This is a genomic window from Allobosea eneae (genome assembly GCF_042657265.1).
Lineage (GTDB): Bacteria > Pseudomonadota > Alphaproteobacteria > Rhizobiales > Beijerinckiaceae > Allobosea > Allobosea eneae.
The window spans coordinates 1-23,662 of record NZ_JBHSLW010000080.1; the positions used below are offsets into that span (position 1 = coordinate 1).

General features: G+C 64.7%; 27 protein-coding genes and 1 pseudogene. 13 read left to right on the top strand and 15 right to left on the bottom strand.

Features of this window, described 5'->3' with window-relative positions; all coding sequences use genetic code 11:
• Positions 1-234 precede the first annotated feature (234 nt).
• Both ACFPOB_RS28650 and scpB read left to right on the top strand, forming a co-directional pair.
• Positions 235-1,137, top strand: coding sequence for a DUF1403 family protein (locus ACFPOB_RS28650; RefSeq protein WP_377801664.1), 903 nt, complete (start codon positions 235-237; stop codon positions 1,135-1,137).
• Positions 1,138-1,139: 2 nt separating this feature from the next.
• The gene (gene scpB / locus ACFPOB_RS28655) at positions 1,140-1,841 is read left to right on the top strand and encodes an SMC-Scp complex subunit ScpB (protein ID WP_254985778.1); all 702 of its coding nucleotides are present in this window, start codon (positions 1,140-1,142) and stop codon (positions 1,839-1,841) included.
• 134 nt (positions 1,842-1,975) lie between these two features.
• Here scpB and ACFPOB_RS28660 read toward each other — a convergent pair whose 3' ends face one another.
• From ACFPOB_RS28660 to ACFPOB_RS28690, 7 genes are all read right to left on the bottom strand, one after another.
• Positions 1,976-3,331: an MFS transporter gene (locus ACFPOB_RS28660; protein ID WP_191126080.1), complete on the bottom strand. Its 1,356-nt coding sequence runs from the start codon at positions 3,329-3,331 to the stop codon at positions 1,976-1,978.
• 9 nt (positions 3,332-3,340) lie between these two features.
• On the bottom strand, positions 3,341-3,619 hold the full coding sequence (locus ACFPOB_RS28665; RefSeq protein WP_191126081.1) for a metal-sensing transcriptional repressor: 279 nt from the start codon (positions 3,617-3,619) through the stop codon (positions 3,341-3,343).
• 304 nt (positions 3,620-3,923) lie between these two features.
• Positions 3,924-4,979, bottom strand: coding sequence for a Cj0069 family protein (locus ACFPOB_RS28670; protein WP_191126091.1), 1,056 nt, complete (start codon positions 4,977-4,979; stop codon positions 3,924-3,926).
• A 4-nt stretch (positions 4,980-4,983) separates the two neighbouring features.
• Positions 4,984-5,421, bottom strand: a complete 438-nt coding sequence (locus tag ACFPOB_RS28675) for a hypothetical protein (protein WP_191126082.1) — start codon at positions 5,419-5,421, stop codon at positions 4,984-4,986.
• Positions 5,422-5,459: 38 nt separating this feature from the next.
• Positions 5,460-5,849 carry a hypothetical protein gene (locus ACFPOB_RS28680; protein ID WP_191126083.1) on the bottom strand — a complete coding sequence of 130 codons (390 nt, stop codon included), beginning with the start codon at positions 5,847-5,849 and terminating at the stop codon, positions 5,460-5,462.
• On the bottom strand, positions 5,846-6,316 hold the full coding sequence (locus ACFPOB_RS28685; protein WP_191126084.1) for a chromate resistance protein ChrB domain-containing protein: 471 nt from the start codon (positions 6,314-6,316) through the stop codon (positions 5,846-5,848). Before ACFPOB_RS28685 ends, ACFPOB_RS28680 begins: the two co-directional genes overlap by 4 nt.
• On the bottom strand, positions 6,313-7,284 hold the full coding sequence (locus tag ACFPOB_RS28690) for a Fe-Mn family superoxide dismutase (protein WP_191126085.1): 972 nt from the start codon (positions 7,282-7,284) through the stop codon (positions 6,313-6,315). The genes ACFPOB_RS28685 and ACFPOB_RS28690 overlap by 4 nt, the downstream gene beginning before the upstream one ends.
• A gap of 99 nt (positions 7,285-7,383) precedes the next feature.
• Here ACFPOB_RS28690 and ACFPOB_RS28695 point away from each other — a divergent pair, with 99 nt between their 5' ends.
• Both ACFPOB_RS28695 and chrA read left to right on the top strand, forming a co-directional pair.
• A complete protein-coding gene (locus ACFPOB_RS28695; RefSeq protein ID WP_191126086.1) occupies positions 7,384-8,370 on the top strand; it encodes a chromate resistance protein ChrB domain-containing protein in 987 nt (328 codons plus the stop codon).
• 16 nt (positions 8,371-8,386) lie between these two features.
• Entirely contained in the window at positions 8,387-9,802 is a 1,416-nt protein-coding gene (gene chrA, locus ACFPOB_RS28700; protein ID WP_191126087.1) for a chromate efflux transporter, read from the top strand.
• 87 nt (positions 9,803-9,889) lie between these two features.
• Here the strand turns inward: chrA and ACFPOB_RS28705 are convergent, their stop codons facing one another.
• The 3 genes from ACFPOB_RS28705 to ACFPOB_RS28715 are packed head-to-tail and all read right to left on the bottom strand — an operon-like array spanning position 9,890 to position 13,353.
• Positions 9,890-10,792 (bottom strand): TniQ family protein, encoded by a 903-nt coding sequence (locus ACFPOB_RS28705; RefSeq protein WP_191126088.1) that lies wholly within the window; start codon positions 10,790-10,792, stop codon positions 9,890-9,892.
• Positions 10,789-11,679, bottom strand: a complete 891-nt coding sequence (locus ACFPOB_RS28710) for a TniB family NTP-binding protein (RefSeq protein ID WP_191126089.1) — start codon at positions 11,677-11,679, stop codon at positions 10,789-10,791. Before ACFPOB_RS28710 ends, ACFPOB_RS28705 begins: the two co-directional genes overlap by 4 nt.
• 3 nt (positions 11,680-11,682) lie before the next feature.
• Complete coding sequence (locus ACFPOB_RS28715) at positions 11,683-13,353, bottom strand: Mu transposase C-terminal domain-containing protein (protein ID WP_191126090.1); 1,671 nt, start codon at positions 13,351-13,353, stop codon at positions 11,683-11,685.
• A gap of 129 nt (positions 13,354-13,482) precedes the next feature.
• Here ACFPOB_RS28715 and ACFPOB_RS28720 point away from each other — a divergent pair.
• Both ACFPOB_RS28720 and ACFPOB_RS28725 read left to right on the top strand, forming a co-directional pair.
• Positions 13,483-14,604 (top strand): annotated as a pseudogene (locus tag ACFPOB_RS28720) (RHE_PE00001 family protein); the annotation flags it as partial.
• 310 nt (positions 14,605-14,914) lie between these two features.
• Entirely contained in the window at positions 14,915-15,580 is a 666-nt protein-coding gene (locus ACFPOB_RS28725; protein ID WP_157732848.1) for a hypothetical protein, read from the top strand.
• Positions 15,581-15,753: 173 nt separating this feature from the next.
• Here the strand turns inward: ACFPOB_RS28725 and ACFPOB_RS28730 are convergent, their stop codons facing one another.
• Both ACFPOB_RS28730 and ACFPOB_RS28735 read right to left on the bottom strand, forming a co-directional pair.
• Entirely contained in the window at positions 15,754-16,677 is a 924-nt protein-coding gene (locus tag ACFPOB_RS28730) for an ImmA/IrrE family metallo-endopeptidase (protein WP_089172780.1), read from the bottom strand.
• Complete coding sequence (locus tag ACFPOB_RS28735; RefSeq protein ID WP_191124812.1) at positions 16,674-16,994, bottom strand: helix-turn-helix domain-containing protein; 321 nt, start codon at positions 16,992-16,994, stop codon at positions 16,674-16,676. Before ACFPOB_RS28735 ends, ACFPOB_RS28730 begins: the two co-directional genes overlap by 4 nt.
• A gap of 191 nt (positions 16,995-17,185) precedes the next feature.
• On the opposite strand from ACFPOB_RS28735, the gene ACFPOB_RS28740 reads away from it, so the two are divergent.
• The 3 genes from ACFPOB_RS28740 to ACFPOB_RS28750 are packed head-to-tail and all read left to right on the top strand — an operon-like array spanning position 17,186 to position 19,916.
• Positions 17,186-18,433, top strand: a complete 1,248-nt coding sequence (locus ACFPOB_RS28740; RefSeq protein ID WP_089172901.1) for a nucleotidyltransferase domain-containing protein — start codon at positions 17,186-17,188, stop codon at positions 18,431-18,433.
• A complete protein-coding gene (locus ACFPOB_RS28745; RefSeq protein ID WP_191124813.1) occupies positions 18,433-18,885 on the top strand; it encodes a type II CBASS E2 protein in 453 nt (150 codons plus the stop codon). The genes ACFPOB_RS28740 and ACFPOB_RS28745 overlap by 1 nt, the downstream gene beginning before the upstream one ends.
• Positions 18,882-19,916, top strand: a complete 1,035-nt coding sequence (locus ACFPOB_RS28750; protein ID WP_089172781.1) for a CBASS cGAMP-activated phospholipase — start codon at positions 18,882-18,884, stop codon at positions 19,914-19,916. Before ACFPOB_RS28745 ends, ACFPOB_RS28750 begins: the two co-directional genes overlap by 4 nt.
• 21 nt (positions 19,917-19,937) lie before the next feature.
• Here ACFPOB_RS28750 and ACFPOB_RS28755 read toward each other — a convergent pair whose 3' ends face one another.
• The 3 genes from ACFPOB_RS28755 to ACFPOB_RS28765 form a co-directional block, all read right to left on the bottom strand.
• Positions 19,938-20,378 (bottom strand): hypothetical protein, encoded by a 441-nt coding sequence (locus ACFPOB_RS28755; RefSeq protein WP_089172782.1) that lies wholly within the window; start codon positions 20,376-20,378, stop codon positions 19,938-19,940.
• Between the two features lie 115 nt (positions 20,379-20,493).
• Positions 20,494-21,120, bottom strand: a complete 627-nt coding sequence (locus ACFPOB_RS28760; RefSeq protein ID WP_318652277.1) for an RES family NAD+ phosphorylase — start codon at positions 21,118-21,120, stop codon at positions 20,494-20,496.
• Positions 21,117-21,788 carry a hypothetical protein gene (locus ACFPOB_RS28765; RefSeq protein WP_089172784.1) on the bottom strand — a complete coding sequence of 224 codons (672 nt, stop codon included), beginning with the start codon at positions 21,786-21,788 and terminating at the stop codon, positions 21,117-21,119. Before ACFPOB_RS28765 ends, ACFPOB_RS28760 begins: the two co-directional genes overlap by 4 nt.
• Positions 21,789-21,984: 196 nt before the next feature.
• On the opposite strand from ACFPOB_RS28765, the gene ACFPOB_RS28770 reads away from it, so the two are divergent.
• The 4 genes from ACFPOB_RS28770 to arsC all read left to right on the top strand — a co-directional run bounded on the left by ACFPOB_RS28770 (position 21,985) and on the right by arsC (position 23,659).
• Positions 21,985-22,248: a hypothetical protein gene (locus tag ACFPOB_RS28770; protein WP_157732849.1), complete on the top strand. Its 264-nt coding sequence runs from the start codon at positions 21,985-21,987 to the stop codon at positions 22,246-22,248.
• 109 nt (positions 22,249-22,357) lie between these two features.
• Positions 22,358-22,714 (top strand): ArsR/SmtB family transcription factor, encoded by a 357-nt coding sequence (locus ACFPOB_RS28775; RefSeq protein WP_089172785.1) that lies wholly within the window; start codon positions 22,358-22,360, stop codon positions 22,712-22,714.
• On the top strand, positions 22,707-23,234 hold the full coding sequence (locus ACFPOB_RS28780) for an arsenate reductase ArsC (protein WP_089172786.1): 528 nt from the start codon (positions 22,707-22,709) through the stop codon (positions 23,232-23,234). Before ACFPOB_RS28775 ends, ACFPOB_RS28780 begins: the two co-directional genes overlap by 8 nt.
• Positions 23,234-23,659 carry an arsenate reductase (glutaredoxin) gene (gene arsC / locus ACFPOB_RS28785; protein WP_089172787.1) on the top strand — a complete coding sequence of 142 codons (426 nt, stop codon included), beginning with the start codon at positions 23,234-23,236 and terminating at the stop codon, positions 23,657-23,659. Before ACFPOB_RS28780 ends, arsC begins: the two co-directional genes overlap by 1 nt.
• Positions 23,660-23,662: the final 3 nt, after the last annotated feature.

Genomic DNA, 23,662 nt, shown 5'->3' on the forward strand with positions numbered 1-23,662 from the left:
CCGTCTTCCGGTTGACCGGAAGGCTCGTTTCGCGGTTCGAATTCGATGGAATCTGGCATCTTTTGGAGGGTATCGAACTGTGTCCGATAAGGCAAGCTTATCACACGTTTTTGTAACTTCACAAGGCGTGCGCTTTTTGTCCATATAGTTGGCATAAAGCGCAAAGCTTCTCTATCTTCCAGAACGATGCGCGCTCCAGATTCGACGCCCGTTCAAACCTATGAGCCACCCGCCGTGCCCGGCTGGGCGGTCCCGCGCGGGCCGGTGACGAGCGACGTCGAGGCCGCCTTCCTGGCTGGTGCTGCGTTGAATTCGCTCGACAATCTCGTGCGCTCCGATCCGCTCTGGATCGGCGCGTGGCGCCAGCGGCTCGCCCTCAAATGTGCAGCCGCGGCCGTCGCGCTGGCCGGACGGACCGAGACCGAAGCGCAGTTGCGCGACGCCTGGCATCTGCGGCAGCCGGGAGCCGAGCCCGGGCCCGCCGGCAACATCTTCGCGGCCTGGCGTCGGATGGCTGCGCGGTCGACTGTCGTCGATGCGGCGGCGCTGCGTGCGGCCGTCGATCTGCTCGGCCTGCGCTGGAGCGAGGATCTCGCGGCGTTGCCGGAACGTCTCGACGACATCGTCCGGACAGGCCGGCCGGCGCCGCTGGTCGCCGCGGCGATCGTCACAGAGGTTCAGCGCTGCCGGCCGGAGGCGAGCCTCCTCGGCTGGTGGCTCGCCGACCAGGCCCTGGCGCGCCGGATGCGCTGGCCGGTGGCGGTGCCGCTGCTGGCAATGCAGGCGCGCGGTTCTGCCTTCCGAAGCCTGAGCGATCGCGGCCGGATTCGTCCGGGAGGGGAGGGGTTCGAGCGGGCGAGCTGCGTCGCGCTCGCGCTGGCGGCGACCGAGGCCTGCCGGATCGCCGGCGACATTGCGCCGCGCGCGGCGCGGCTGATCGAGGTCGCGCCGAAGTTGCGCGCCAAAGGAGCAGGGGAGGTGATCCAGTTTCTGCTCGACGACGACGCGATCTCTGGCACGTTACAGACGAAAAGCCTGACGCGTTGGGGTTCACGCCGGTTGTTTGAGCGGCTGACCGCGCTTGGCGCTGTACGTGAGCTGTCTGGCCGTGCCAGCTTCCGGCTCTACGGGCTCTGACCATGGCGCGGTCGACCCAGACCGAAGAGCTGTTCGATGTCGAGCTCGCCGACCTGCCGCCAGACATGCGCTGGCGCGAATGGATGGGCCGGGTCGAGGCGGTGATCTTCGCCTCGCCCAAGCCGGTCGGCCGTGAAACCCTGGCCCGGGTCGTCGGGCGCGACTGCAGCCTCGACCTGCTGATGGCCGATATCCGTGACGAATTGCGCGGACGCCCCTACGACCTCGTTTCGGTCGCCGGCGGCTGGCAGCATCGGACCAAGAAGAGGTTTGCGGTCGCGATCCGCACCGCGACCGGGCTCGGCACGTCCGACCGAAAGGCGTTGTCGCAAGCTGAGAGCCTGGTGCTGCTGTGCATCGGCTATTTCCAGCCGATCACCCGCGCCGAGCTCGGCGCCGTGTTCGGCAAGGAGATCAGCCGCGATACCATCGGCCATCTGCGCAAGCTCGGTTTCATCGCGGCCGGGCCGCGCAGCCCGCTGCCGGGGGCACCTTACACCTATGTGACGACGCCGGCCTTTCTGTCGGAATTCGGGTTCGAGACCCTGCGCGATCTGCCGGATTTCGAGAAGCTCGAGGATGCTGGACTGCTCAGCAAAGACAGGCTGCTCGCCGGAGAGCTCATGCCGTCTTTCTCAGGAGAAGAGCCGGTCGAACGCGAGCCTGATGACGATCTGAGAGAGGCTTCTGTCGACGAAGACTGAGCCGGGGAGCGAAATAGACCAACGCGCACCTCGAGCCGGTACCGTTGAAAACGTCGGGGTTGCTGCGGGTATGAAGTTCTGATTCAGCCGCTTCTGGATGGAGGGCAGCGCGATGATGAGCGAGCGAACTCAATTCAACCAGCTGGCGCGGGCCAGCGCCTGTGAAGGTCGTCGATGACGATGGTGTGCGAATGGTGCCGGCCATGCTCCACCAGATGAGGGTGGTCACGGGGTAGCTCGGGATGCTTGTGCTCTGCTGCGTCCGCAGTCCCCGCAGGCCAGAGCCAAACGGCGGCCGCTGTCGCGGCCAACGTCGCCAAGCAGAACAACCCCGCCAGCGTTGCCAGGGGCAGGCTGGCCCCGAGCCAGCCGGCAAGCGGATAGGTGATCAGCCAACAAGCATGCGACAGCGCGAACTGCGCGGCGAACACGGCGGGACGATCTTCGGCATGTGCGGATCTGCGCAGAAGACGGCCGGACGGGGTCTGCGTCGCCGAGTAGCCGATGCCGAGCAAAGCCCAGGTCAGGAGCAGTGTCAGCCAACCGGCTGGGGTCGCCGCGGGTGCGAATGCCCAGCCCTCGGCCAGTAGCAGGGCGGAAAACCCGCCGAGGACGACGGCCAGCAGACTTGCGGCAGTCAGCATCACTTTCCGGTCTGCGACGCGCTCCAGGATGCGCGGCAGCGTCAGGGCCGACAGCATCGAGCCGCCGCCAAAGCAGGCCAGGGCCAATGCCACGGCATTGTCGTCGTAGCCGAGCCGCCCCTTCACGATGACGACGGTGTTGACGATCACGAGCGCGCCGCCCATCGCGACAGCCATGTTCAAGGCAAGTAGCCCCCGCAGGCGTGGCGTTGCCAGGTAGATTCGCATTCCGTGTGTCGTCTTGTCATAGATGCCGCCTTCGCGAGGCTTGGCCGGAGACACGGGGAGCGTGACGGAAAGCACCAGCGCGGCCGAGACCAGGAAGCCGACGACTGTTCCGGCGAAGAGCCAATGAAAATTGATGAGTGTGAGCAGGGCAGCGGCGAGCATCGGGCTGACGATGCTCTCAAGGTCATAGGCCAGCCGCGAGAGGGACAAGGCGCTGGTGTAGTCGTCCTCTTTCGGCAGCAAATCCGGGATCGTTGCCTGAAAGGTCGGCGTGAACGCGGCCGAGGCTGACTGCAATAGGAAGACAGCCAGATAGACCTGCCAGACCTCGGAAATGAAGGGAAGCATCAGTGCAATCGCCGCGCGCACCAGGTCCATCGCGATCAGGAAAGCCCGCCGCGGCAGCTGCGCCGAAAAGGCGCCCACGATGGGAGCCACCGTGACATAGGCGATCATCTTGATCGCCAGCGCCGTCCCCAGAACCGCTCCGGCGCGCGCTCCGGCGATGTCGTAGGCGAGCAGCCCGAGCGCGACTGTGAGAAGGCCGGTCCCCACAAGGGCGATGATCTGGGCAGTGAAGAGGCGTCCATAGACGCGGTTCGACAGGACCTTGAGCATTTCTCGGCCTCAGAGGAATTTACTGATCAGCTTGAACTCGTCGATCGGCCGGCGCTGCTCGGGCGGGAGCTCGCCGACGACTTCGTCCAGGCAATGGTCGAGATGGTCCTGGACCAGTGTTCGCTTTGCCTGCGCAATTGCGCTTTCGACCGCCTGCAACTGCGTGGCGATGTCGAGGCAGGAACGCCCGGTTTCGATCATCTCGATAACCTTGGCGAGGTGTCCGCCAGCTCGCTTTAGACGCTTGGCGATGGCGGGGTGGCTGGCGTGGCGGTGGGGCTCCGGCATTCGCTTCCTATATCCCCCTCGGGGGGATATGGATAGCCGGGGTCTTTGCGCAACGCGACGTCCGTAGAGTGCTCTGACATCGGCTTCCGGAGCGACGGCGAGCGTTGAACAATTGGCAGGTCCCACTCCAGCGCTGCTGATATCGCTTCGTGCTCAGTCCTGCGATCCGCGACAACGGATCTGCTGTTGGCCGTACAATATTCTGCATACCAGCGGATGGTGGTTTCGCCGGCGGCAATACCTGAGGAGATCTCTATCCACGCATCGGCAATGGCGTCGTCTCCCATAGCGCCATCTGCCTCGCTCACCGATGGTCGGACCTCAATCGTGCGGCCACGAGCCTCGCAATGGCCGCCGGCGCCTCGTCTGGTATGGCGAAGACCGAGCTGACATTGATCTCGCAGAGCACGTAGGTGTCATCGCCCGTGGCCGTGTGCGGCCCATAGAGGAAGTCCGCATCCCAGATGATGGGCAGGGAGGCTGCGTCGAGACCAAGGACCTCCATCATCTGAGGCGTCCATTCCGCCTCCATCATCGACCGCAGCTTCTGAAACGGCTCGGCCTCCGCCCCATGCATGATCCGAGGGCCAGGCTGCGCCGCTTCCGAATCCGGCCCTTCGGGCGGCGGCGGAACGAGCGCCTTGATGAGTTGATGGCCGAAGCCGACGACCTTATCCGAGCCCATGTAGCAGCGGATCATGCCATCCGGCAGACGAGGCTGAAATGGCTGATCGACGATGCAGCCACCGGCCGCGAAATAGGCTTCGCAACGCGCCATGAAGTCCGGGAGGGCGAGTTCTTCCGGCATGCTCCCCCGTTGCGCATGCAACACCTGCACGCGCTCAGAGCCCTCCGCTCCGCCGATCAGCTCGACCTTCCAGACACCCTGGCCACCATTGCCGCGGTTCTGCTTGAGCACGCGCGGTCCCGCCGTCCTCAAGCGCGCCGGAAACTCCTCTCCGAAGGACGCTGCGGATCGATAGAGATGCGTATCGGTGCCCCATCCGAGATGCTTCGTGCGGTGCAGGACCTCTTTCACCCCCATCTTGAGGATGGTGTCGGGATGGGCGCTGACCCAAGGCCCGCGGGCCGCGACTTCGCGAAGCAAGGCATCGAGTTGATGCCGCGTCTTGCCCGCGTGCAACGGGTCGACCCAGACAAGGACCCCGTCCGCGGCCAGGAGCTGATCACGAACTTCATCCGAGAAGGCCTCGTCATAAACGGCGGGTTCGGCATCGATGCCGATGGCGCTTAACTCTTCGAAGATGCGATGGAAGCGGTTGTTCCGCAGTGTCGCGGTGCTTCTCGCTTCCCTATCGCCTCGCCAAACTATGGCGACCTTGGGCTTTGCAGTCGCCATGCTTTCACCTCGGCGCGGATTGGGTTGACTTCGAAGAAGCTCGGTCAGCCAGTCTATGTGGAGGCGGGGCGGTTCCCGAATGTGGGGCATCGATCAGGACCCCCTCGAAGGGAAAGTCCGTCGAGCCCGGGATCCTCATCTGGATTGCGCGGCCGGATAGCCAGACATCGAAGCAGGCGCTTCCGCCGCCCTCGGGATAGGTTTTGCAGAGCTGGTTCTTCATGATGTGCCAGGAGCCCACACGCGTGTTGCCCATCTCGTCGCTGACGAGCCGTCCGTTCGGCTGGTAGATCTCGCCCCAATGGGATTCGTCGGTCAGTTGCCTGCCGACTAGCTTGGCTCGGATCTGGGCACCGCTGAGCTTCTGGAACACCTCGGCGCCGGCAGCGGTGCTGAACCCGATCGCGATGGCGATCACGGCAAGGATGGGTGCGCGCTTCATGGTTCGCCTGGGCCCTTAAGTTCGTTGGCAGGCATCGGTCAGCGCCGCGCCATGGGCCGCTGAACGATGCCCTCTTCGTAGATGTCGAAGCCAGGCTCCTGGAGCCGGTAGGTCTTTCCCGAGTGCAGGACGGCGTAACATCGCTGCTCACCGGGCGAACGATCGAGGCAAAGCTGATCCCGCTTCACCTGCCAGCGGCCGAGGGTCTTCCTGCCCATTCCCGTGTTCGTGAGGGTTCCGTCCTGCCCGAACAGAAGCACCCAGTGGACCTCGTCGGTGAACTCCATGCCGGTGAACCGGCTGCGGATTTCCGATCCCTTGAGCGGTCGAAAGGTTTCCGCGTAGACGGTGCCTATTCCCAACAGAGCCGCCAGACCCAGGATCGCGCCCGCAGTCGCCGAAGCGCGATGCCAAATGGTGATCATCACGCAGCGGTCGCCTTCGACATCCGCGGCCAGTTATGCGTCTCGCCCTTGCGACGGGACGCCCAAGCGTAGAGCGCGTCGTAGATGATGAACCCGCGCTTCAGCACCTCGTGATCATCTGGCGAGAGATCGCGAAGCCCCATCGAGATCGCCAGGAGCCCGGCCGATTGCGGCGTCAGGTCATGCCTGTCCGTATCGGCGCCGCGAACGATGGCAGCGATCGTGGCGATGGCCGGGTCCTTGGCGAGGTTGTGCTTCTCGACGAAGGTGTCGAAGCTGCATCCCTCGCCGACATGCGTGTATTCGACACCGGGCACGTCATAAGGGATGGCGCCGGTTTCCTCGGCCACCTTCCGGACCTGATCCGGCGGCACGAACAGGAACTCCGGCTCCTTGTCGATGAACCGCGTGATCAGCCAGGGACAGGCGATCCGGTCGATGACGGGGCGTTCACGTGTGACCCATTTCATGGTGTCGGCCTCCCTTCAGCGGTGACAAGTGGAACGGTCGGGGCGCCGATCGCGTGCCAGGCGGCGATGCCGCCCGCGAGTGAATGGGCATCGAGGCCGCGGCGGCGGAGTTCGGCGACGGCGTCGCCGCTGACCTGGAAGCCGTAGACGCAATAGGCGACGATCGGCTTGTCCTTCGGCAGCTCCTTAGCCCAATCGGCGATCAGCTCGGGCGCGCGCAGCTGCGCTCCCGGGATCATGTCGCTGCGCTTCGCCAGGTCTTCTGCCAGGCAGACATCCAGCAAGACAAGATCATCCCGGCGTTGCAGGCGGGCAAGCAGGTCCTCGGCGGCGATACTGTCTCCGGCAGGGACAGGTGCGGCTGCGCCGGTCACAAGACCGCTCATGGCGAGTCTCTGGAAACGGGCGCCGACCCGTTCCCAATGGATGTTCTTCATGAAGGCGTCGACATAGGCGCCGGCCTTCGCCCCGAAGTCGATGTGATAGGCATGCTCGTACATGTCGAGTGCCATGATCGGGATGCTGCCGGCGAGGCAATTCGTATGATCCTGCCCCCACTGGATCATCAGGCGCTGATGCCGTTCCGACCAGACCAGCAAAGTCCAGCCCGAGCCGCCTGCCTGCGCCTTGGCACATGCCGCAAACTTCGAGCGCCAGCCGGCGACGCTGCCGAAGTCGCGCTCCAATGCCAGCGCCAAGTCGCCCGCAGCATCGCCGCTACCGCCGAGGCCGTCGAAATAGATCTCATGCAGGATCGCCGAGTTGGCGGCAATGAGTTCCTCCCGCTTGAGGCCATTGATGTCGAAGACCGGGGCCTGGCTCCAGTCGAGTTCGTCGAGGCGGCGCTCGATGGCGTTGAGGCGCCGCACGGCGCCTCCGTAATTGTTCTCGTAGTGGCTCGCCAGAAGCCGCTCGGAGAGCCCGTCAAGGCGCGGCGGCTTGAAGGGCAAGGGCATGATCCGATGCATGGCATCCTCGTTCGGGATACGTGATGGCAGCGGACGCTACGCTCGAATTTAAAATGATACAAGTGTTGCTTTTGACAGTTTTGATGATACGGTGACGACATGAGCAATGATGCCCCCTCGGCAGAGCAGCGCTGGCTGCTGCTGATCCACCAGTTGCCGAGCAAGCCCGCCTACTTCCGGGTGAAGGTCTGGCGCCGCCTGCAAGGGATCGGGGCCGTCGCGGTGAAGAGCACGGTCTATGCGCTGCCGGCGAATGCCGAGACGCAGGAGGATTTCGAATGGCTGCTCAAGGAGATCATTGAAGGCGGCGGCGAGGCCATGGTCTGCGAAGCCCGTTTGATCGACGGCCTTTCCGACGCTCAAGCGCGCGCGCTCTTCGACGCGGCCCGCGACGAGGACTACGAGGAAATCTCCAAAGAGGCGCGAGCCCTTTCGGCCCGTCCAGTCCAGGACTCGCAGGCGGACGCTGCCGCGGAACTCCGAACCCAGATCAACCGCCTGCGCAAGCGCTTGGCGGATATCGCGGCCATCGACTTCTTCGCGGCGACCGGCCGTCTCACCGCTGAAAGCCTGATCGCGGAACTTGAGCGCAGGCTCGCAAAGGATAACGACATGGCCGAAACGCCAAAGGAAGCTCCACCGCAGGCCGCACCAGACTTCAGAGGCCGGGTTTGGGTCACGCGCCAGGGTGTCTTTGTCGATCGGATCGCCTGCAGTTGGCTGATCCGACGCTTCATCGACCCCAATGCCATCATCCGCTTCGTTCCGGGCAAGAGCTACGAACCCAAGCCTGGAGAACTGCGCTTCGACATGTTCGAAGGCGAGATCACCCATGAGGGCGACCGCTGTAGTTTCGAGGTCCTGCTGGTCCGTGCCGGCCTTGCCGATCCCGCGCTCCAGGCCGTCGCCGAGATCGTCCACGATATCGACCTGAAGGACGGCAAGTTCGGGCGAGAGGAAACGACGGGTATTGCGAGCCTGATTTCGGGCGTCTGTGCTGCCAACCCGCAGGATGAAGAGCGCATCGCGCAGGGCGCGGCGGTCTTCGACAACCTCTACCAGTACTTCAAGTCCAAGCGTGCCTGATCGCCGGGAGGCGCCCATGAACAAGATCGAGGCCATCCAAGCCGCGCCGATCGGCCAGAAGGCCGCCCCTGAGCATGGGGTTTCGTTCGGCGAGGCTGTGCGTGTCTGGGCCCGTGTCGCGGCGCTGAGCTTCGGCGGCCCTGCTGGGCAGATCGCGGTGATGCACCGCATCATCGTGGAGGAGAAGCGCTGGATCGGCGAGACGCGCTTCCTGCACGCGCTGAACTACTGCACGCTCCTGCCGGGACCGGAAGCGCAGCAACTGGCCGTCTATATCGGCTGGCTGATGCACAAGACCAAGGGCGGCCTGGTTGCCGGAACCTTGTTCGTGCTGCCCGGTGTCATCGCCATCATGGCGTTGAGCTGGATCTACGCGATCTTCGGCAATGTCGGGAGCGTCCAGGCGCTGTTCTTCGGCCTGAAGGCGGCGGTTCTCGCGATCGTGCTGGAAGCCGTGCTCCGGATCGGCCGACGCTCGCTGAAGAACGGCGTCATGATCGGCCTCGCTGCAGCGGCCTTTCTGGCCCTCGCCCTGTTTCAGGCACCATTTCCGCTCGTCGTGTTCGCCGCAGGCCTCATCGGCTATGTCGGCGGTCGTGCGGGCTGGTCCGCCTTCCTGGCCGGAGGTGGTCACGGCAAGGTCGGAGGCAAGCAGGTCGCCGACGTCGACTCGGCACTTGGCGAGGGCATTCCCGCGCATGCCAGGCCGCCCTTGAGCTGGTCGCTGAAGGTTGCGGCCGTCGGTGCCGTGATCTGGTTTGGCCCGATCATCGTCCTATTGGCGACGCTCGGCCGCGGCGACGTGTTCACCGAGATCTCCATCTTCTTTTCCAAGATGGCGATGGTGACCTTCGGCGGGGCCTATTCGGTCCTGTCCTATGTCGCCCAGCAGGCTGTTGATCACTATGGCTGGCTGAAGCCCGGCGAAATGCTGGACGGCCTCGGCATGGCCGAGACCACCCCCGGCCCCCTGATCATGGTCACGCAGTTCGTCGGCTTCATGGGCGCCTATCGCGCGCCAGGTTCGCTGAGCCCGCTGCTGGCTGGTACGCTCGGCGGCCTGCTGACCACCTGGGTCACCTTCGTGCCCTGCTTCCTCTGGATCTTCCTCGGCGCGCCGTTCATGGAGACGATGCGCAACAACAAGGCGCTGTCGGCTGCGCTCGGGGCCATTACGGCCGCCGTCGTCGGCGTGATCCTGAACCTCTCGATCTGGTTCGCGCTGCATGTCCTGTTCGCCGAGGTTCACCAGGTTCGGGCTTATGGCATGGAGCTCGATGTGCCGGTCCTGAGCACCGTCAACGTCGCCGCATCGCTGCTGACGATGGCAGCCATGATCGCCGTCTTCCGCTTCAAGGTTGGGATGATCCAGGTCATTGCCGCCTGCTCGGTCGCCGGATTGCTCTATGGCTTGGCCACCGGGATGGTCTGAAGCGGGGCGCGTTGGCACGGGGAGCTGACAGATTTCCGGATTGTTGGATCCGTTCGACGGCGATGAATCTGACGACGACAGCCGCGGTCAGGTTTTCGCCGGGCGCGATCGCTCGCCCGTCGGTCGAGCCTGCGGCCGGCTCGCGATGGCCGCATAGGCTTTCACCAAGCCATGGAGATTGGCCTGCGGCAGTGGCAGTGGCGTCTTGGCGAGCGCGACAATGCGCGGCCTGGCAAAGGTCAGGCAGCGGGCTCGCATCAGCACCGAAAGCTGCGTCAGCGGCCGGGAGGCGGGCGGATCGAGCTCCAGCGGCAGTGACAGGATTTTGGCGCGATCACCGGGATCCGCCATGTGGCCGGCGCGCTCGAGCATCAGTGCGGCGCGCAGGGTCGACGCCCCCAGCCGCGGTGCAGACGCCAGGCGCAGATCCTGACCGCAAGCCGTGCAAGTGATGAACGGAGCCAGCGAGGCTGCGTCACAAACCGCAAAGCCCTGGCGGCAGGCCGGGCAGCGGTCGATCAACCGCCGGCCGTGATGCTGGCAGATCAGCTTGGTTGCAAGCCGCCAGCTGCGGCGAAGATAGGGCGCTTCGTCCCCTTCGAGGCAGTGCGGACAAAGCTGCAGCCAGGTCGCTTGGCGCCGGCCCATGGGTGACGTCGAGACGGTCACCCACGGTGCCAGCATCAGGGCCTTGTCCGTTATCGGATGGACGAGTGTCAGCCATGAAGCGGTCGACAGCGCACTTGCCGTCTCGATGGCGCCGGCGATCGCTGGCGATAGCCCGAATTCGATATTCACGGCCCAATTGCCGCTTCCCAGGCCCAGCAGTGCTCCAAGAGCGCGCGCCGGAACGCCGTTGGCCGCACCAAACCGGATCAGCCAGCCCGGCAGCCATTCGTCGGGGTAGGGAACGACCATGATGGGCCAGTGACCCGATGGCGCCGACCGATAACGCGGCTGCAACGCGATCTCGATGGGCGCGGGTCTCATGCCAGTGCCTCGCGGATCACGGTCTGGCGTCGTTGCGACAGTGGGATGTAGCCGAGATCTCGCAAGCTATTGCGGCTGATGTGTTCGGCTCCGGACCTCACCGCGGCGACCGCGGCCGCCGTGACGATCGCGACGGTCTCGCCGATCAGCCCCTCCGAGAGCTCGAAGATCAAGCGCGCCATCGGCTCGTCGGACAGTCCGGAGGACTTGGCGAGTGGCAGTGCGCCTTCAAGGCTGTCGAGCAGCGAGAGATAGGCCTCGTCATAGCTCCAGCGTGGCACGGGCGCGAGCTGGAAACGGCTCGCCATCTCAGCTGTCACCATGATGTGGTCGAAGATCGTCAGCTCGCCAACCAGCACCGGCGAAAGATCATAATCGCGCCCGAACCGCCGCAGCACCGCGAAGATCGCCTCGATGTCGCGGTTGCGGCCGCGCAAGCAATTATGGAACTCGTCGAAGACGATCACGCGCGGCTTCAGCTGCCGCAGCAGATGGTCGAGTTGTTCGGCCTTCGCTGCGGTGTCGCGCGTTCGGATGAGCGGCGCCTCCAGCGCGGCCAGAATCCCGGCGTAGAAATTGACCAGGCCAGAGCCTTCGCGGGTCTGCACCAGCACGACGCGTCGCGCGTTTCGCTCGGTTTCCGCGCGGCGACGGTCCATGATCGCGAAGCGTTCCGCGATCATGCTCTTGCCGTTGGCGTAGGGGCCGATCAGCATCACCCCGCGCGTGCGCAGCGCCGGCGCGCGATCGAGGCACGCCTGCAGCAGGTCGAGCGCGTTCCGCGCCGCTTGCGTGCCGATCCAGCGTGGCGCCTGCAGATGCGCGATGCGCGCGGCGGCAGGTTGTTGCAGCCAGGGTCGCAAGCTCTCGGCCAGGTGCTCGCTCATGGCTCACCAGTCCTCGACCGGGAGCGGGTTTCGGGCGCGGGCAGGGTGGGGCGCCGGAGGCGCGGATGGCGAAGCCAGCGCCTGATGCGGTTTTGGAGCCGCTTGCGCCAAGGCCGTCCGCGCCGCCTGTCGCCTCTCATGCTTGCTCAGCTTTTTCGTATCGGCCCCTGCACTCGGGCGCGTCGCGCTGTCGGCGATCGCCCGTATCGCCCGCCGGAGCGCAATCCTCGATTCAGGTCCGCCAGCGAGGCTGCGCCGCAAGGCGCGAGCCCGCTCATGCTCCCACAGCGTGATCGCGTCTGTATGACCATCGCGCCGCCCAACCGCCAGAAAAGCGCCGGTGTCGGGATGGCGCAGATAGATGTGGCTCAGATCGCGCGGATCGGTTCGCATCGCGAGTTTGCCGATCCGGTCGCGCCGCGGCACGAGCTCGCCCAGCCATGGCGCATAATAGTCGATCGCATGCACGCTGACGCCCTGGGGCGTGAGCCGCCGGTCTCCGCCAGGCAAGAACGCGATCAGCACCTGGTCGGGGTCGTCCCGACGCGGAAGCAAGGCCGCAGCATGAGCGCGCCAGATCTGATCGGGTATGTCCAAACTCTTCTCATTCGGCTGGGCGTTGTGCTCAAGCACGGCGAGTGCGACGCAGCGTTCGAGTTCCGCGAAGCTGAGGCGGGCGCAGGCCTCGGAAGGATAGTGGTCGCGATCCGTGACTGAGCGGCCGGTCTGGCCCGGCAGCGTCCGCAGCACCATGTTGAGCGTGCCGAGCAGCCGTTCGATCACGCCGCCTTGATGGACGTTTCCCTTGTGCCGCCGCCGGATCGTGATCCCAAAATCATCGCAGCCTCGGGCGAAGGCATGGCCCGTGAACTCCTTGGCGCTATCGACAACCAGGACACGCGGTCGACCGAACATCGGCCAGGCGTGAGCGCCAAGACCATGCGCCGCGAGCCATGGCACCTTGGGCGTCAGCGCTTGCTGCAGGCAGAGCGCAACCGAGAGTGAACTCGGCTTCTCCAAGGTCAGGCAAAACCCCAGAATGGCACGCGAGAAGACATCAACCGCAACCGTGAGATAGGGCCGTCCGGCCACAACGCCGACACTGTCGATCACCTCGACGAACTGAATGTCGGCCGGCGTATGGTCGATTTGGCCGATATCGAGCAGGCCATTCGCTGAAATGTAGCCCGGACGCGCTTTCAACCGCCGCGCATGCGCGAGGTTGGAGGAGCGGCCCTTGGCGATAGCGAGATCGTCGAACAGGATCGGGATGCGTCGCTGCACTGCGCGATACGAGGGCAGGCGCTCGCCGGCCTCGCAGCAGCGCGCCCGGATCTCGGTGACGACGGGACGAAGCTCTGGCGCCTCCTTGACCAGCCACTGCTGACGCAGAACGCCGGCGATGATCGCCTCGACGGCCGCGGTCAGCCGTGTCGCGCGCTGCCCATCCCGCCGCGGCAACAGCACTGTGATCCGCCGCTCCGGCTCATAACGCTTGAGCAGATTGTAGACGTGCCGGGTCGTGAGCCCAAGCTCAGCCGCCGCCCGCGCGATCGACACGTGCCGCGGAGCAGACCCGTCAAGTATCCGATCGAGCTCGCGAGCCTGGCGCTTCGCCTGCGCCCAGGCATCATCTCGCGCGATCGCCACGCGACCAGAAGCCGATGTCGCCATGTGACGTTCCTCACGCGACAGGTCGAAATCGTAAGGGGAAAGTCGAGCCCCAGATTCAGGCTAAACCTCGGCAAGGACGTGACGATCCACAATTGAAATCGGCAAGGGAAAGCGACAGCCGAGGCCGCGGCGATCGCGCTCTCCCGCTGCGACGAGCGCCTGGCCCGGGCCACGCCCGATCTGGCCGAAGGCGTGCGTCAGCGCGGCCACGCCTTCGAGGCCCAGGCCCTGATCGCGCTCGCCGGCGGCCTCTGCCCGCTCGAGGATCTGATCCTGCACGACGCCGGCATGGATGTGCGCAGCCCGACCCGTGAGATCACCCGCGCTGCCGCCATGCTTGACGAGCGCCGGCGCCTGGCGCGGCGCGAGCCGACCGGGATTCTGAGCCCCGATGCCGTGCGGGGGCGGCTCGGGCTCACGCAACCGCGGCGACCGGAAGGGAGCGGGCGATCTGGGGCCGCGCTGGTCTCCACGGATAGGATCTCAGCGCCATGGGAGGAGAGCTATCGCGGTGAAGACGATGATGATCGGATCGGCGAGGACCAGGAGCTGGAGGATGATACCGATCCCGCCACTGACCCGGCCTTCGCCGAGATCGACGCCTTACTGGCGCGCACCCGCAACAAACTCGACAGCTGGAACGACTTGTCCTCCGACGCGGGCCGAAAGAGCCTGACCCTGCGCGATCCTGCCTATGACGGCGCCGGGCGCTGCCAGCGTTGGCTCGCCGTCCTGGAGGAGGGGAGGGGGCTGCCGGCGACGCTCGCGGCCGCGCTCGCCCTCGATGCCTGGCTGGCGCTCGAGCCGTCGGAACGGGCCGGCGAGCTCGGCTTTGCTCTGGCGGCGATCGTGTTGCGTCAACGGGGTCTGGCTCAGGCGCATCTGCCGACCCTCGGGCTCGGCTTGAGGCTAGGACGCTTCCGCTGGGGGCCGCACCAGGCGCTCAGTGTCCGGGTCGGTGGGTTGCTCGGCGCGCTGACGGAGGCGGCTGCCTTCGTTCAGGCGGATTGCGATCGGCTGTCACTGGCGCGGGAATTGATGCTGCGGAAGTGTGAAAATCGAAGGGGGAATTCGAAGCTGGCAGAGCTCATCGTGCTGTTCGTGTCGTCGCCGCTCGTCACCGTGCAACTGGCCGCAGCGAGGCTAAAAGTGACGCCGCAGGCGGTCGAGGCGATGCTGAAAGAGCTCGGCGCCAGCCTGCCGCGCGAGCTCACCGGCCGGAAACGCTATCGGGCCTGGGGGATCGTCTAGGCTTGTGCCGATCGGCGCGATCCGCAGGGGCGCGGCGGCAGGCGATCCCATCCTTGGTCGAGCCTGCAATGGCTATCTTGCGATCCGGATCGGCAGCGAGGCTCGGCCGGATTGCTGGTGGCTTCGCGCTGGAGTCCGCTGCGAAGCGATCGCCTCGTTAAGCCGACAACCGGGCAGTGTCCTATCCCAGCGACGGCTTGCTAAACCCCTCCGACGCATGGGGGGCGGGGAGGACAAATCCGGGCCTGGCGCTCACCGGAACGCTCACCCCGTGGTGCAGCTTCATCGACCGGACAAACCGATCCCAGGCATGAGCCGGCTCCACGTCATGGAAGCAATCGAGACACTGGATTCCCGTCGCGACCTGGTCGGGGCCGGTTTTGTGGACATCCACGCCCCGCCGGGTGAACCGACCGATACAGCAGCCGGTCTCGTCGTTGACCCAGACGCTGCGTCCATCCCAGATGATTTCGTGCTTCGAGCTCACACTGATCATGCTCCAGCGGTGCAGGCGCTGTTGGCGGGGAGCCCGCTCTCATCCGCAGTGACAGTGCTTAAGGTAGATTTGGATCTCGGCCAATTCGGGTGCTTCGGCGGCTGCTCAAATTCAGGAGGAAACCGTGAGCTAGAGACTGAAGCGCGTCCGGCAATGCGCGAAATGCCCCTGGAAGGTTTCGACCGACCGCACGACATCCCTCATGGCTACAGCGAAGACCAACATCGCACGCTCGCGGCCACCATCGCGAGCCCGGGATGCCTCGTCGGGACCGGCAGAGCCATGGCTTGCCACGAACATCCGCCGGGCGATGAGGCTCACTGTGTCGGTTGGTTGATGAACCAGCTTGGTCCGGGCAACAACATCCCGCTGCGGCTGCAGGTGCGGGACTGCGAGAATATCGGCGCGGTTGTGCTTGACGGCCCGCAACACGAGTGTTTCGAGGACACGCTTCCTATCCCGGCCGATGAAGGCGGCTGAACCGCGACCTCGAGCAAATCGACGCTTCGATTGGCCGAATGGATCCCCGTCCCAATCTACGCCAATTCTGTCGAAGGCAAGAGCGACATGCTGCTCATCTGGTCTCGACCCCGGTCCCACCACAATGCAGGGCCTTTCGGCGCCCCTTGCCTCGGCGACACCCGACCGTCGCATCACCGGCTCGGCAACTGCCCGCCGTTGGTGAATCGATCCAAGACGTCGGGCTCTTCCTCTTCCCCTTGGAAGCGCGGGCCCTCGGACTCAAATTGGAGCAGGGAGATCTCCTGATCGTATCGATCGGAGCGAAAGCACATTTCATGCACCGGCTCAGGAAACCACACGCCCGCGGTCTGCATCGTTCCCGTGAGAGCACTGTCCGAGTAATCGCCGCGAGCGGCGAAGGCCTGGGCGGGCAGCTCGAACACGGTGTTCTTCGTACGGATGAACCGTCCTGACTTCAGCGCACGGTCACTCGGTTTTGCCCAATGGGCAAAACCCTCGTTCGAGACGACCACCATGGCCCGCGTTTCCGTGTATTCGAGCCAGCGCAGGATCGCGGCGGTCATGGAGACGCCATAGCGCTTCGCGAGGCGCCCGAGGATGTCGAAATCGACGCGAGCGTTGGCAGGGTGCTGCCGACGGAAGTCGTGAAGCGGCATCAACAGTGCCGCCGCGAACTCGTCCGCCTCCTGTTCGATACCGGATCCACCGCGGCGGACCACAGCGTTCTCATCGCAATAGATGCCGCCGTCGAAGCGCCCGTCCTCCTCGATCAGCTGCCGATGGAGAATGTAGTGGGCGAACTCATGTCCGACCGTGAAGGAGCGGCGGCCGTTGGACTGGCCGACATGGTACATGATCGCCCATTGGCGCGGTCGCGCCTCGCCATAGACCAGGGCGCCGACGCAACCGGAGATGTCGCGCTCGACGACCTCATGGATAGGGCTTTGCGGCGCAATCTTCCGTGAATATTCCAGCGCGAGCCCGACCATGTCGACCGGCGCGCGATCAAAACGGTCCGCTCCGAGGACCAGGTCCAGCATCTGGGTGATGCGAGCCGCCTCTTTCAGCGGCCGGAGGCGGCTTGGCTCGTTCATTTACGCGGCTTGGTATCGAGGATGCGAGCCATCTCTCGGATCTGGCGGCGGGTCTCCTCCGGCAAGCCGCTATATTGCCGGAAGAAGGCGGTATCCTCTGCGTCACTCAGGGTCTGGGTGTCGGCGCCGATCAGATAGTCGACGGTGACCCCCAGGGCACTCGCAATCGAGGATAGCTTCTCGGCAGACGGTCTAGGGGGATTCTTGTTTTCGAGCTCCCAAATGTAGCTCTTCGAGGACGCGGTTTCCTGGGCGAGCTGATCGAGCGTCAGGCCTTTCTGAGTTCGTAACTTCTTGATCCGCTCACCAAATTTCATAACCGGCCCTTCCAAAATCGTACCTCCGACGCCTGTTCGGAGTAGCGATAGTCTACGACCCTTGACAGGCGCATTCAAGCTTCCCATCTTGTTCGGAGTAGACGGACAGAGACTCGTATCATCCCGAACATCGCGCGGGCGGTGACGAGATGCACAGCACAGATGCAATCCGAGCCGCCACGGAGATCGATATGAACATGCAGCTTGCGCCGACCGGTCTCAATCCGTTCGACGATCCTCTCGACCGCATCCTCGCGGAGATCGCGCTCAGCATTCAGCTGCCGCCTTCGCTGCACGACAAGGCGAAATCGCGCTACGACGCCGTGCGACGCCACCTCGAAGGCACGGCAGCCTTCTTCGACCAGATCGAGCATTTCTATCCGCAGGGCTCCATGGCGATCGACGCCACGATCTCGACGCGTGGCACGGACGACGAATACGATCTGGATATCGTCTCACAGCTGGGCGGGCGTTTTCGCGGGATGACGCCGCTTCAGATCCTGATAGAGCTGGAAACGGCCCTCGCCGACTATCCCGTCCAGAAGGTGTTGCGGCAGACGCGCTGTGTCACCCTCTACTATGCTGACAAGATGCACCTCGATGTGACGCCTTCGCTGCGCGTCATTGGCACGCTCGATCGCGAGAGCCTGATCACCCACGCCAAGGGGCCGCATCGCTCCGCCGACGATAGGTTCGTCGACATGAATGCCTATGGCTTTGCGCAATGGTATGCGAGCAAGACGCCGCTCGAGCCGCGCATGGCGCGCGAATTCCACCGTCGGTGGCTCGACCATGCCGGCCTTGCCGCTCGTGCGGACGCCGAGGTCGATGACGTGCCGGATCAGTGCCACTTCATCGTCAAGAACACCGCGACGCTTGCCCTTCAGCTCCTCAAGCGGTTCCGCAATATCCGCTACGCGGCCGACAGCGGGCGCATCCCGCCGTCGGTGATGCTCTCCTACTATGCCGGGCTCGCCGCGCAGCCGAACATGTCGCTCAGCGCCATGCTCGCGCGCATCGCCAGCTGGATCATCCGCGAAATCGAACAGGCTTCGCTCTACGGTCGTCGTCTGCATGTCGCCAACCCGGTCTGCGAGGATGATATCTTCACGGATCGGTGGCCTGAATCGATCGCGCAGCAGAACGAGTTCGCCGACCATCTGCGCGACCTCGTCCGCTCGCTCGACGCGATGCGCAAGGGCGAAATCTTCCCCAACACCATGATGGAGATGCTGCGCAGCGACTTCGGCGACCGCGTCGTCACCCGCGCCGCCGATCAGATCGCAATTGAAATCGGCGGGGACATTCAGCAATCGCGCCAGCTCTATACGCGGCGTGGCGGCGTGCTGTTGCCGAGCGCCGCGGCCGTCGCCGCGCCGCTGGTCGTGCCGTCTGTCGCGGCCGCGCGGCCGCACACATTCTTCGGCCGCAAGATCTGATGAACACGCTGATCCTTTCCATCGACGCGCAGGTTGCCGCAATGAAGGCGACCTGGCCGCTGTTCGCCGCGCGTCGGATAGACCGCCGCGCGCAGCAGGCACGATGGGTGGGGAGCGTGAGGCCGCAATATGCGAGCTACTCCCTGGAAATCCGCTACGAGCTCGGCTCATGTCCCGAGGCGCGCGTGCTCGCCCCCGAGCTGGTCCGGCTGCCGGGAAACGTCGAGGGTCAGTTGCCTCATGTCTACCCGCCGGCCGAGGATCCGACCCTTTGCCTGTTCGATCCGCGCGAGCAGGAATGGACGGCAGCGATGACCATCGCAAGCACGACAGTACCTTGGGCTCTCGATTGGCTTGTTTGCTACGAACTCTGGCTCATGACCGGGCGCTGGACCGGGGGGGGCCGGCACCCGGAACCCCCGCCACCCGAAGCGATGGAGACGACGCGATGAACTACATTCCGCCGCGCCGATCGGACGGCACGATCCAGCATGCGCGCGTGAAGCAGCCGTGGCCACAGGGTCGCCCGTTCCGCATCCTGTCGATCGACGGTGGCGGCATTCGGGGAGTTTTCCCGGCCGCCGTGCTGGCGGAACTCGAGTGCCGCTTCCTGCGCGGTGCCTCGATTGCCAATCATTTCGATATGATCGCCGGCACTTCGACAGGCGGCATCATCGCGCTCGCTCTTGCGCACGGCATGACAGCGCGGCAGGCGCTGGACATCTATCTCGAACGCGGCGAGCGCATCTTCCCGCCGGCGGCTGGCTTCAGCGGGATCGCAAGGGCGCTGCGCTGGCTGTTCAAGCCGAAGCATAACCAGGCCGTTCTCAAGGATGAGCTGCTCAGGATCTTCGGCGACAAGGTGCTCGACGATGCCGTCACGCGCCTGGTGATCCCGAGCTTCGAAGGACGTCACGGCGAGCCGTTCCTCTACAAGACGCCCCACCACCCGGACTACCAGAAGGATCGCCACAAGAGATTCGCGCATGTGGCGCTTCACACGACCGCGGCTCCCTCCTACTACCCGGGCGTCGAGGATGATGGCTACGTGATGATCGATGGCGGCATCTGGGCCAACAACCCCGTCATGAATGCGCTGGTCGATGCTCTCGCCTGCTTCGACATCGCCCGTGACGACGTGCGCATCCTGAGCCTGGGCACGGGGCAGGCCACCTTCAACGTGGATGAACGGGCGCGCAACGGCGGCATCAAGGATTGGGCATTCCTGCGTTCGTTCAATGCGGCCGCCCGTGCACAGTCGCACAACGCCCTCGGCCAAGCCTATCTGCTGGTGGGCAAGAACAATGTTTCGCGCATCGATGTGCCAGAAAGCGACGCGCCGATCGCGATGGATGACGTGCAACGGTCGGTCCGGGAACTGCCGATGGTGGCACGCAGTCTCGTCGAAGGAGCCGGGCATCACATCGAGCGCGTGTTTCTCGACGGCGCCGTCGAGAAATTCATCCGCTGCCCGATGGCCTGAGCTTCGAGTGGCCCGGGCTGGCTATCGAGCTGTCAGCAAGCGGCACGCAAGCTCACGCTCGCCCCAGCGCGTTGAGAAGGTATCGGAGATATCGAACCAGGTCCCGTCGCTGCCGGTGCCATGGTTGGCTCCCATGCAGGAGCACTGGCATTCGTGTCCGACGGCTTCCCGACAGGCTCGCGCGCAGATCTCCTGCTCGCGATAGGGCTGGATGATATAGACCTTGCCGTAGCGCCGCAGGGCTCGATCAACGAAGTCGTTGAACCACGATTTAGGGAGCTCCCAGTAGGACTCGTCGCCGCCGAACCATTCGGGTGGCGTCCGCCGTGCGTTCTGAAGCCATTGCCGATTGTCGTCCGCGAATGGCAGCCGCACTCGTAGCTTCTCGCCACGTCCGTCGCGACGGAGAATGACCGGCACCTGCTTCTGCTTCCAGACGTAGCGAAGACCGGGCTGATCCATCTGCCGATAAGCCCTCAGGTGGCCGGCGCTATCGATTTGCTGCCGCGATCGAGGATCGTCGCGACTTCATGCAGGACGCTTGCCGAATTCGTCGCACCGTCTGCCGCGGAGTCAATCATCGCACGATAGCCAACTCAAAATCGTCGATGATCCCGGCCATCTCCTCGCGGCGCTCCATCATCGGCCGCACATCGCTGACGCCCAGCTTTGAGAGCGCGCGATCATAAACGGCAATGTTGGCTTCTCCGTTTAGCCGCGACTCGTAGATGATGCCGTCCGGCCGCGCATCATTGAGCCAAAAGGCGCGCGACCACTGCTGGCCAAGGCGATGGTCGCGCGCCCGCGCGGCGTCGGTCGGCATGCGCATCTGAACGAGACCATCGCCGCGCAGATCGACGAGATAAAGGTCCGTCGTCACCACGACCTCGGCGCAGGCGTAGCGCTCGAGCTCGCCCATCTCGAACGGAATGAGCCCCGACATTCCAACGCCGGCATCGCGCAGGATCGCTTCGGCGAAGCACACTTTCATGCTGCTACCGAAATAGACCACGCCGAAGCGATCCACTACAGCCGATCCGGCCTCCGGGGCGCTGAATCGGCTCGATCCATACCCGAAGCCGAGAGCATCCGGGTGCCGGCTCTCATAAAGCCGATACCACGGGCGCCCGGGGCCGAGCGTCGTGAGCTTGAGCCTGCGCGATGCGAAGTCGAGCGGTGGCAGATCGTGCGGTGCAGCAGTCAGGAGAAGTCACCCCTGCCGGTCGCCTTGGCGACCTCAACCGCTTCATCGACCCGGCCGGCCCGCACCGCAGCAAGGCCCGTGCTTCCGTCGAGCTCGCGATGGGCCTGCACCAGGAACCGGTACACGGCCCACGGATGGTCACCCACCGCCTGGAAAAGCTTCGGCAAGTCCGCAAGCAATCGGCCGCTGTCGTCGAGCTGCCAGCGAGGGAAACGCAGACCGCGCTTTGGTCCTTCAAGGCCAAGGACCTCATGCCGCTTGCGCTTTCGATTGACCGTCTCGCGGGTAGCTCCGATCTCCTCGGCGAACTGATCGGCTGACAGCATCTGCGGATCCTTCAGGATCTCGGCGACGCGCTGTGCGCCGCGAGCTGCCGCGCTGGCGAGCGCCCGATCGAGCGCGTCGCCTGTGGCCGGCGCAGCATCTTCGACCTGGACCTCAGGCGCCATCCCCGTCGATTTTAAGGTGACGGTCATCCGGACCGGCTTGCCGGTATCCTCGAACCGTTTGATCGCCTTGGCATAGGCAGACAGCACGCGCTTGGTGCGCGGGATGCTTGTCTCGGTGAACAGCGGCTCCAGCGAGGTGGCGAGGCCGACCGTCAGGTACTTTCCGCTGCGCTCGCTTCTCCTGCTGGCGGCGCTGCCCTTCTTGCGTGTTGCTGGCATGGTGCACCTCCTGACCCGAAATATGGAGACACCCGTCACGTTCGTCAACTTCGTCAGATGCAGGCGAGGGCGAATTGCGCGAGCGGATCGCACGCATGGAAGGTGTAGGGGTCCGTGTCGTTTCTTGCTCATTGTATCGTGGGCAGCCGGTCGAGATAGCCAGTGTCGGCTAAAGTGGCTTCAAGTTGGAGATCCGGTGACGTACCGCTTTGTTCATGCTGCCGATATCCATCTCGACTCACCGCTGCGCTCCCTCGCGCTGCGCAATCCCGAGTGTGATTCAGCACCGAAGCTTCAACGCGATTTGACACACGAGTCGAGCGAGACCACGCAAATCTATCTTCATGCTCACATCGCACTTAAAGAGGCAGCATTGGCAAGAGTCACGCCGATGAGCGGGCAAGGCGGCATCCGCTTTGAGCCAGACGACAAATTGCAGGCATTCTTGAACGGGCTCTGATCGCTCAACGTCGGCTCCGGGGCGCCGATAGGTCGGGTGTCGAGCGCTTCGTGGACAAATAGTCGTGAGGTCACTGGACTCCCTCAAATATGTCGATTAGTCTCGACATATGGAAAATGAACAAGTCATCCTCGCCCTGGCGGCGCTGGCGCAGAGCACGCGCCTCGATGTCTTCCGCTTGCTGGTGACTGCGGAGCCGGAGGGTCTGCCCGCCGGTGAGGTCGCGCGCCGTCTCGAGGTTCCCCACAACACGATGTCGTCGCACTTGAGCATTCTCAGCCGGGCAGGACTCGTTCGTTCGGAGCGCTTCAGCCGCTCGATCGTCTACCGGGCCGATCTCGACGCGCTTCGATCGGCCATCGCCTTCCTCCTCAAGGATTGCTGCGGCGGCCGCCAGGAGATCTGCGCGCCGCTCCTGGCCGAGCTCGCTCCCTGCTGTCCACCGAAGGTCACGACCGATGCCTGATCGCGTCCACAACGTGCTGTTCCTCTGCACGCATAACTCCGCCCGGTCGATCATGGCTGAGGCCTTGCTCAACCATCTCGGGGAAGGGCGTTTCCGAGCCTTTTCCGCCGGCAGCGAGGGCGGTCCCGGGCCGAAGCCGATGGCGCTCAAGGTGCTGGATGCCGAAGGCATCCCGACCGAGGGCCTCTCGTCGAAGACCTGGGATGTCTTCGCGAAGCCCGGCGCGCCCGACATGGATCTCGTGATCACCGTCTGCGATCAGGCGGCGGGCGAGGCCTGCCCACTTTGGCCGGGTCAGCCGATCACGGCGCATTGGGGCATCGAGGACCCGTCCAACGTCCAGGGCAGCGAGATCGAGCGCGAGCGGGCCTTCGTGACGGCGCTGCGCTATCTCAGGAACCGGATCAACGTCCTCTTGTCGCTACCCGTTGCGAGCCTCGACGAGATGGCCTTGGCGCAGCAGGTCCGGCGGATCGGCGGCCTCGAGGGCGCGAGCGGCGGTCGCCCGGAGGTCGCGTGATGGACGTGATCATCTATCAAAACCCGGCCTGCGGGACGTCCCGGAACACCCTCGGCCTGATCCGCAATGCGGGCGTCGAGCCGCACGTCATCGAATACCTGAAGACGCCGCCGATCCAGGCGCTGCTTAAACAGCTTCTCGACCGTGCCGGCCTGGCCGTCCGAGACATCCTGCGCGAGAAGGGAACGCCCTTCGCCGAACTCGGCCTCGGCGACCAGAGCCTAACGGATGAAGCCCTGCTCGACGCGATCGAGGCCCATCCCATCCTGATCAACCGCCCGCTGGTCGTTTCGCCCAAGGGCGTGAAGCTGTGCCGGCCGTCCGAGGCTGTTCTCTCCCTACTGCCGCCGCAGCGCGGGGAGTTCCGCAAGGAGGATGGCGAGCTCGTCGTCGATGCCTCCGGTCGCCCTGCCGCTCTCGCCTGAGGT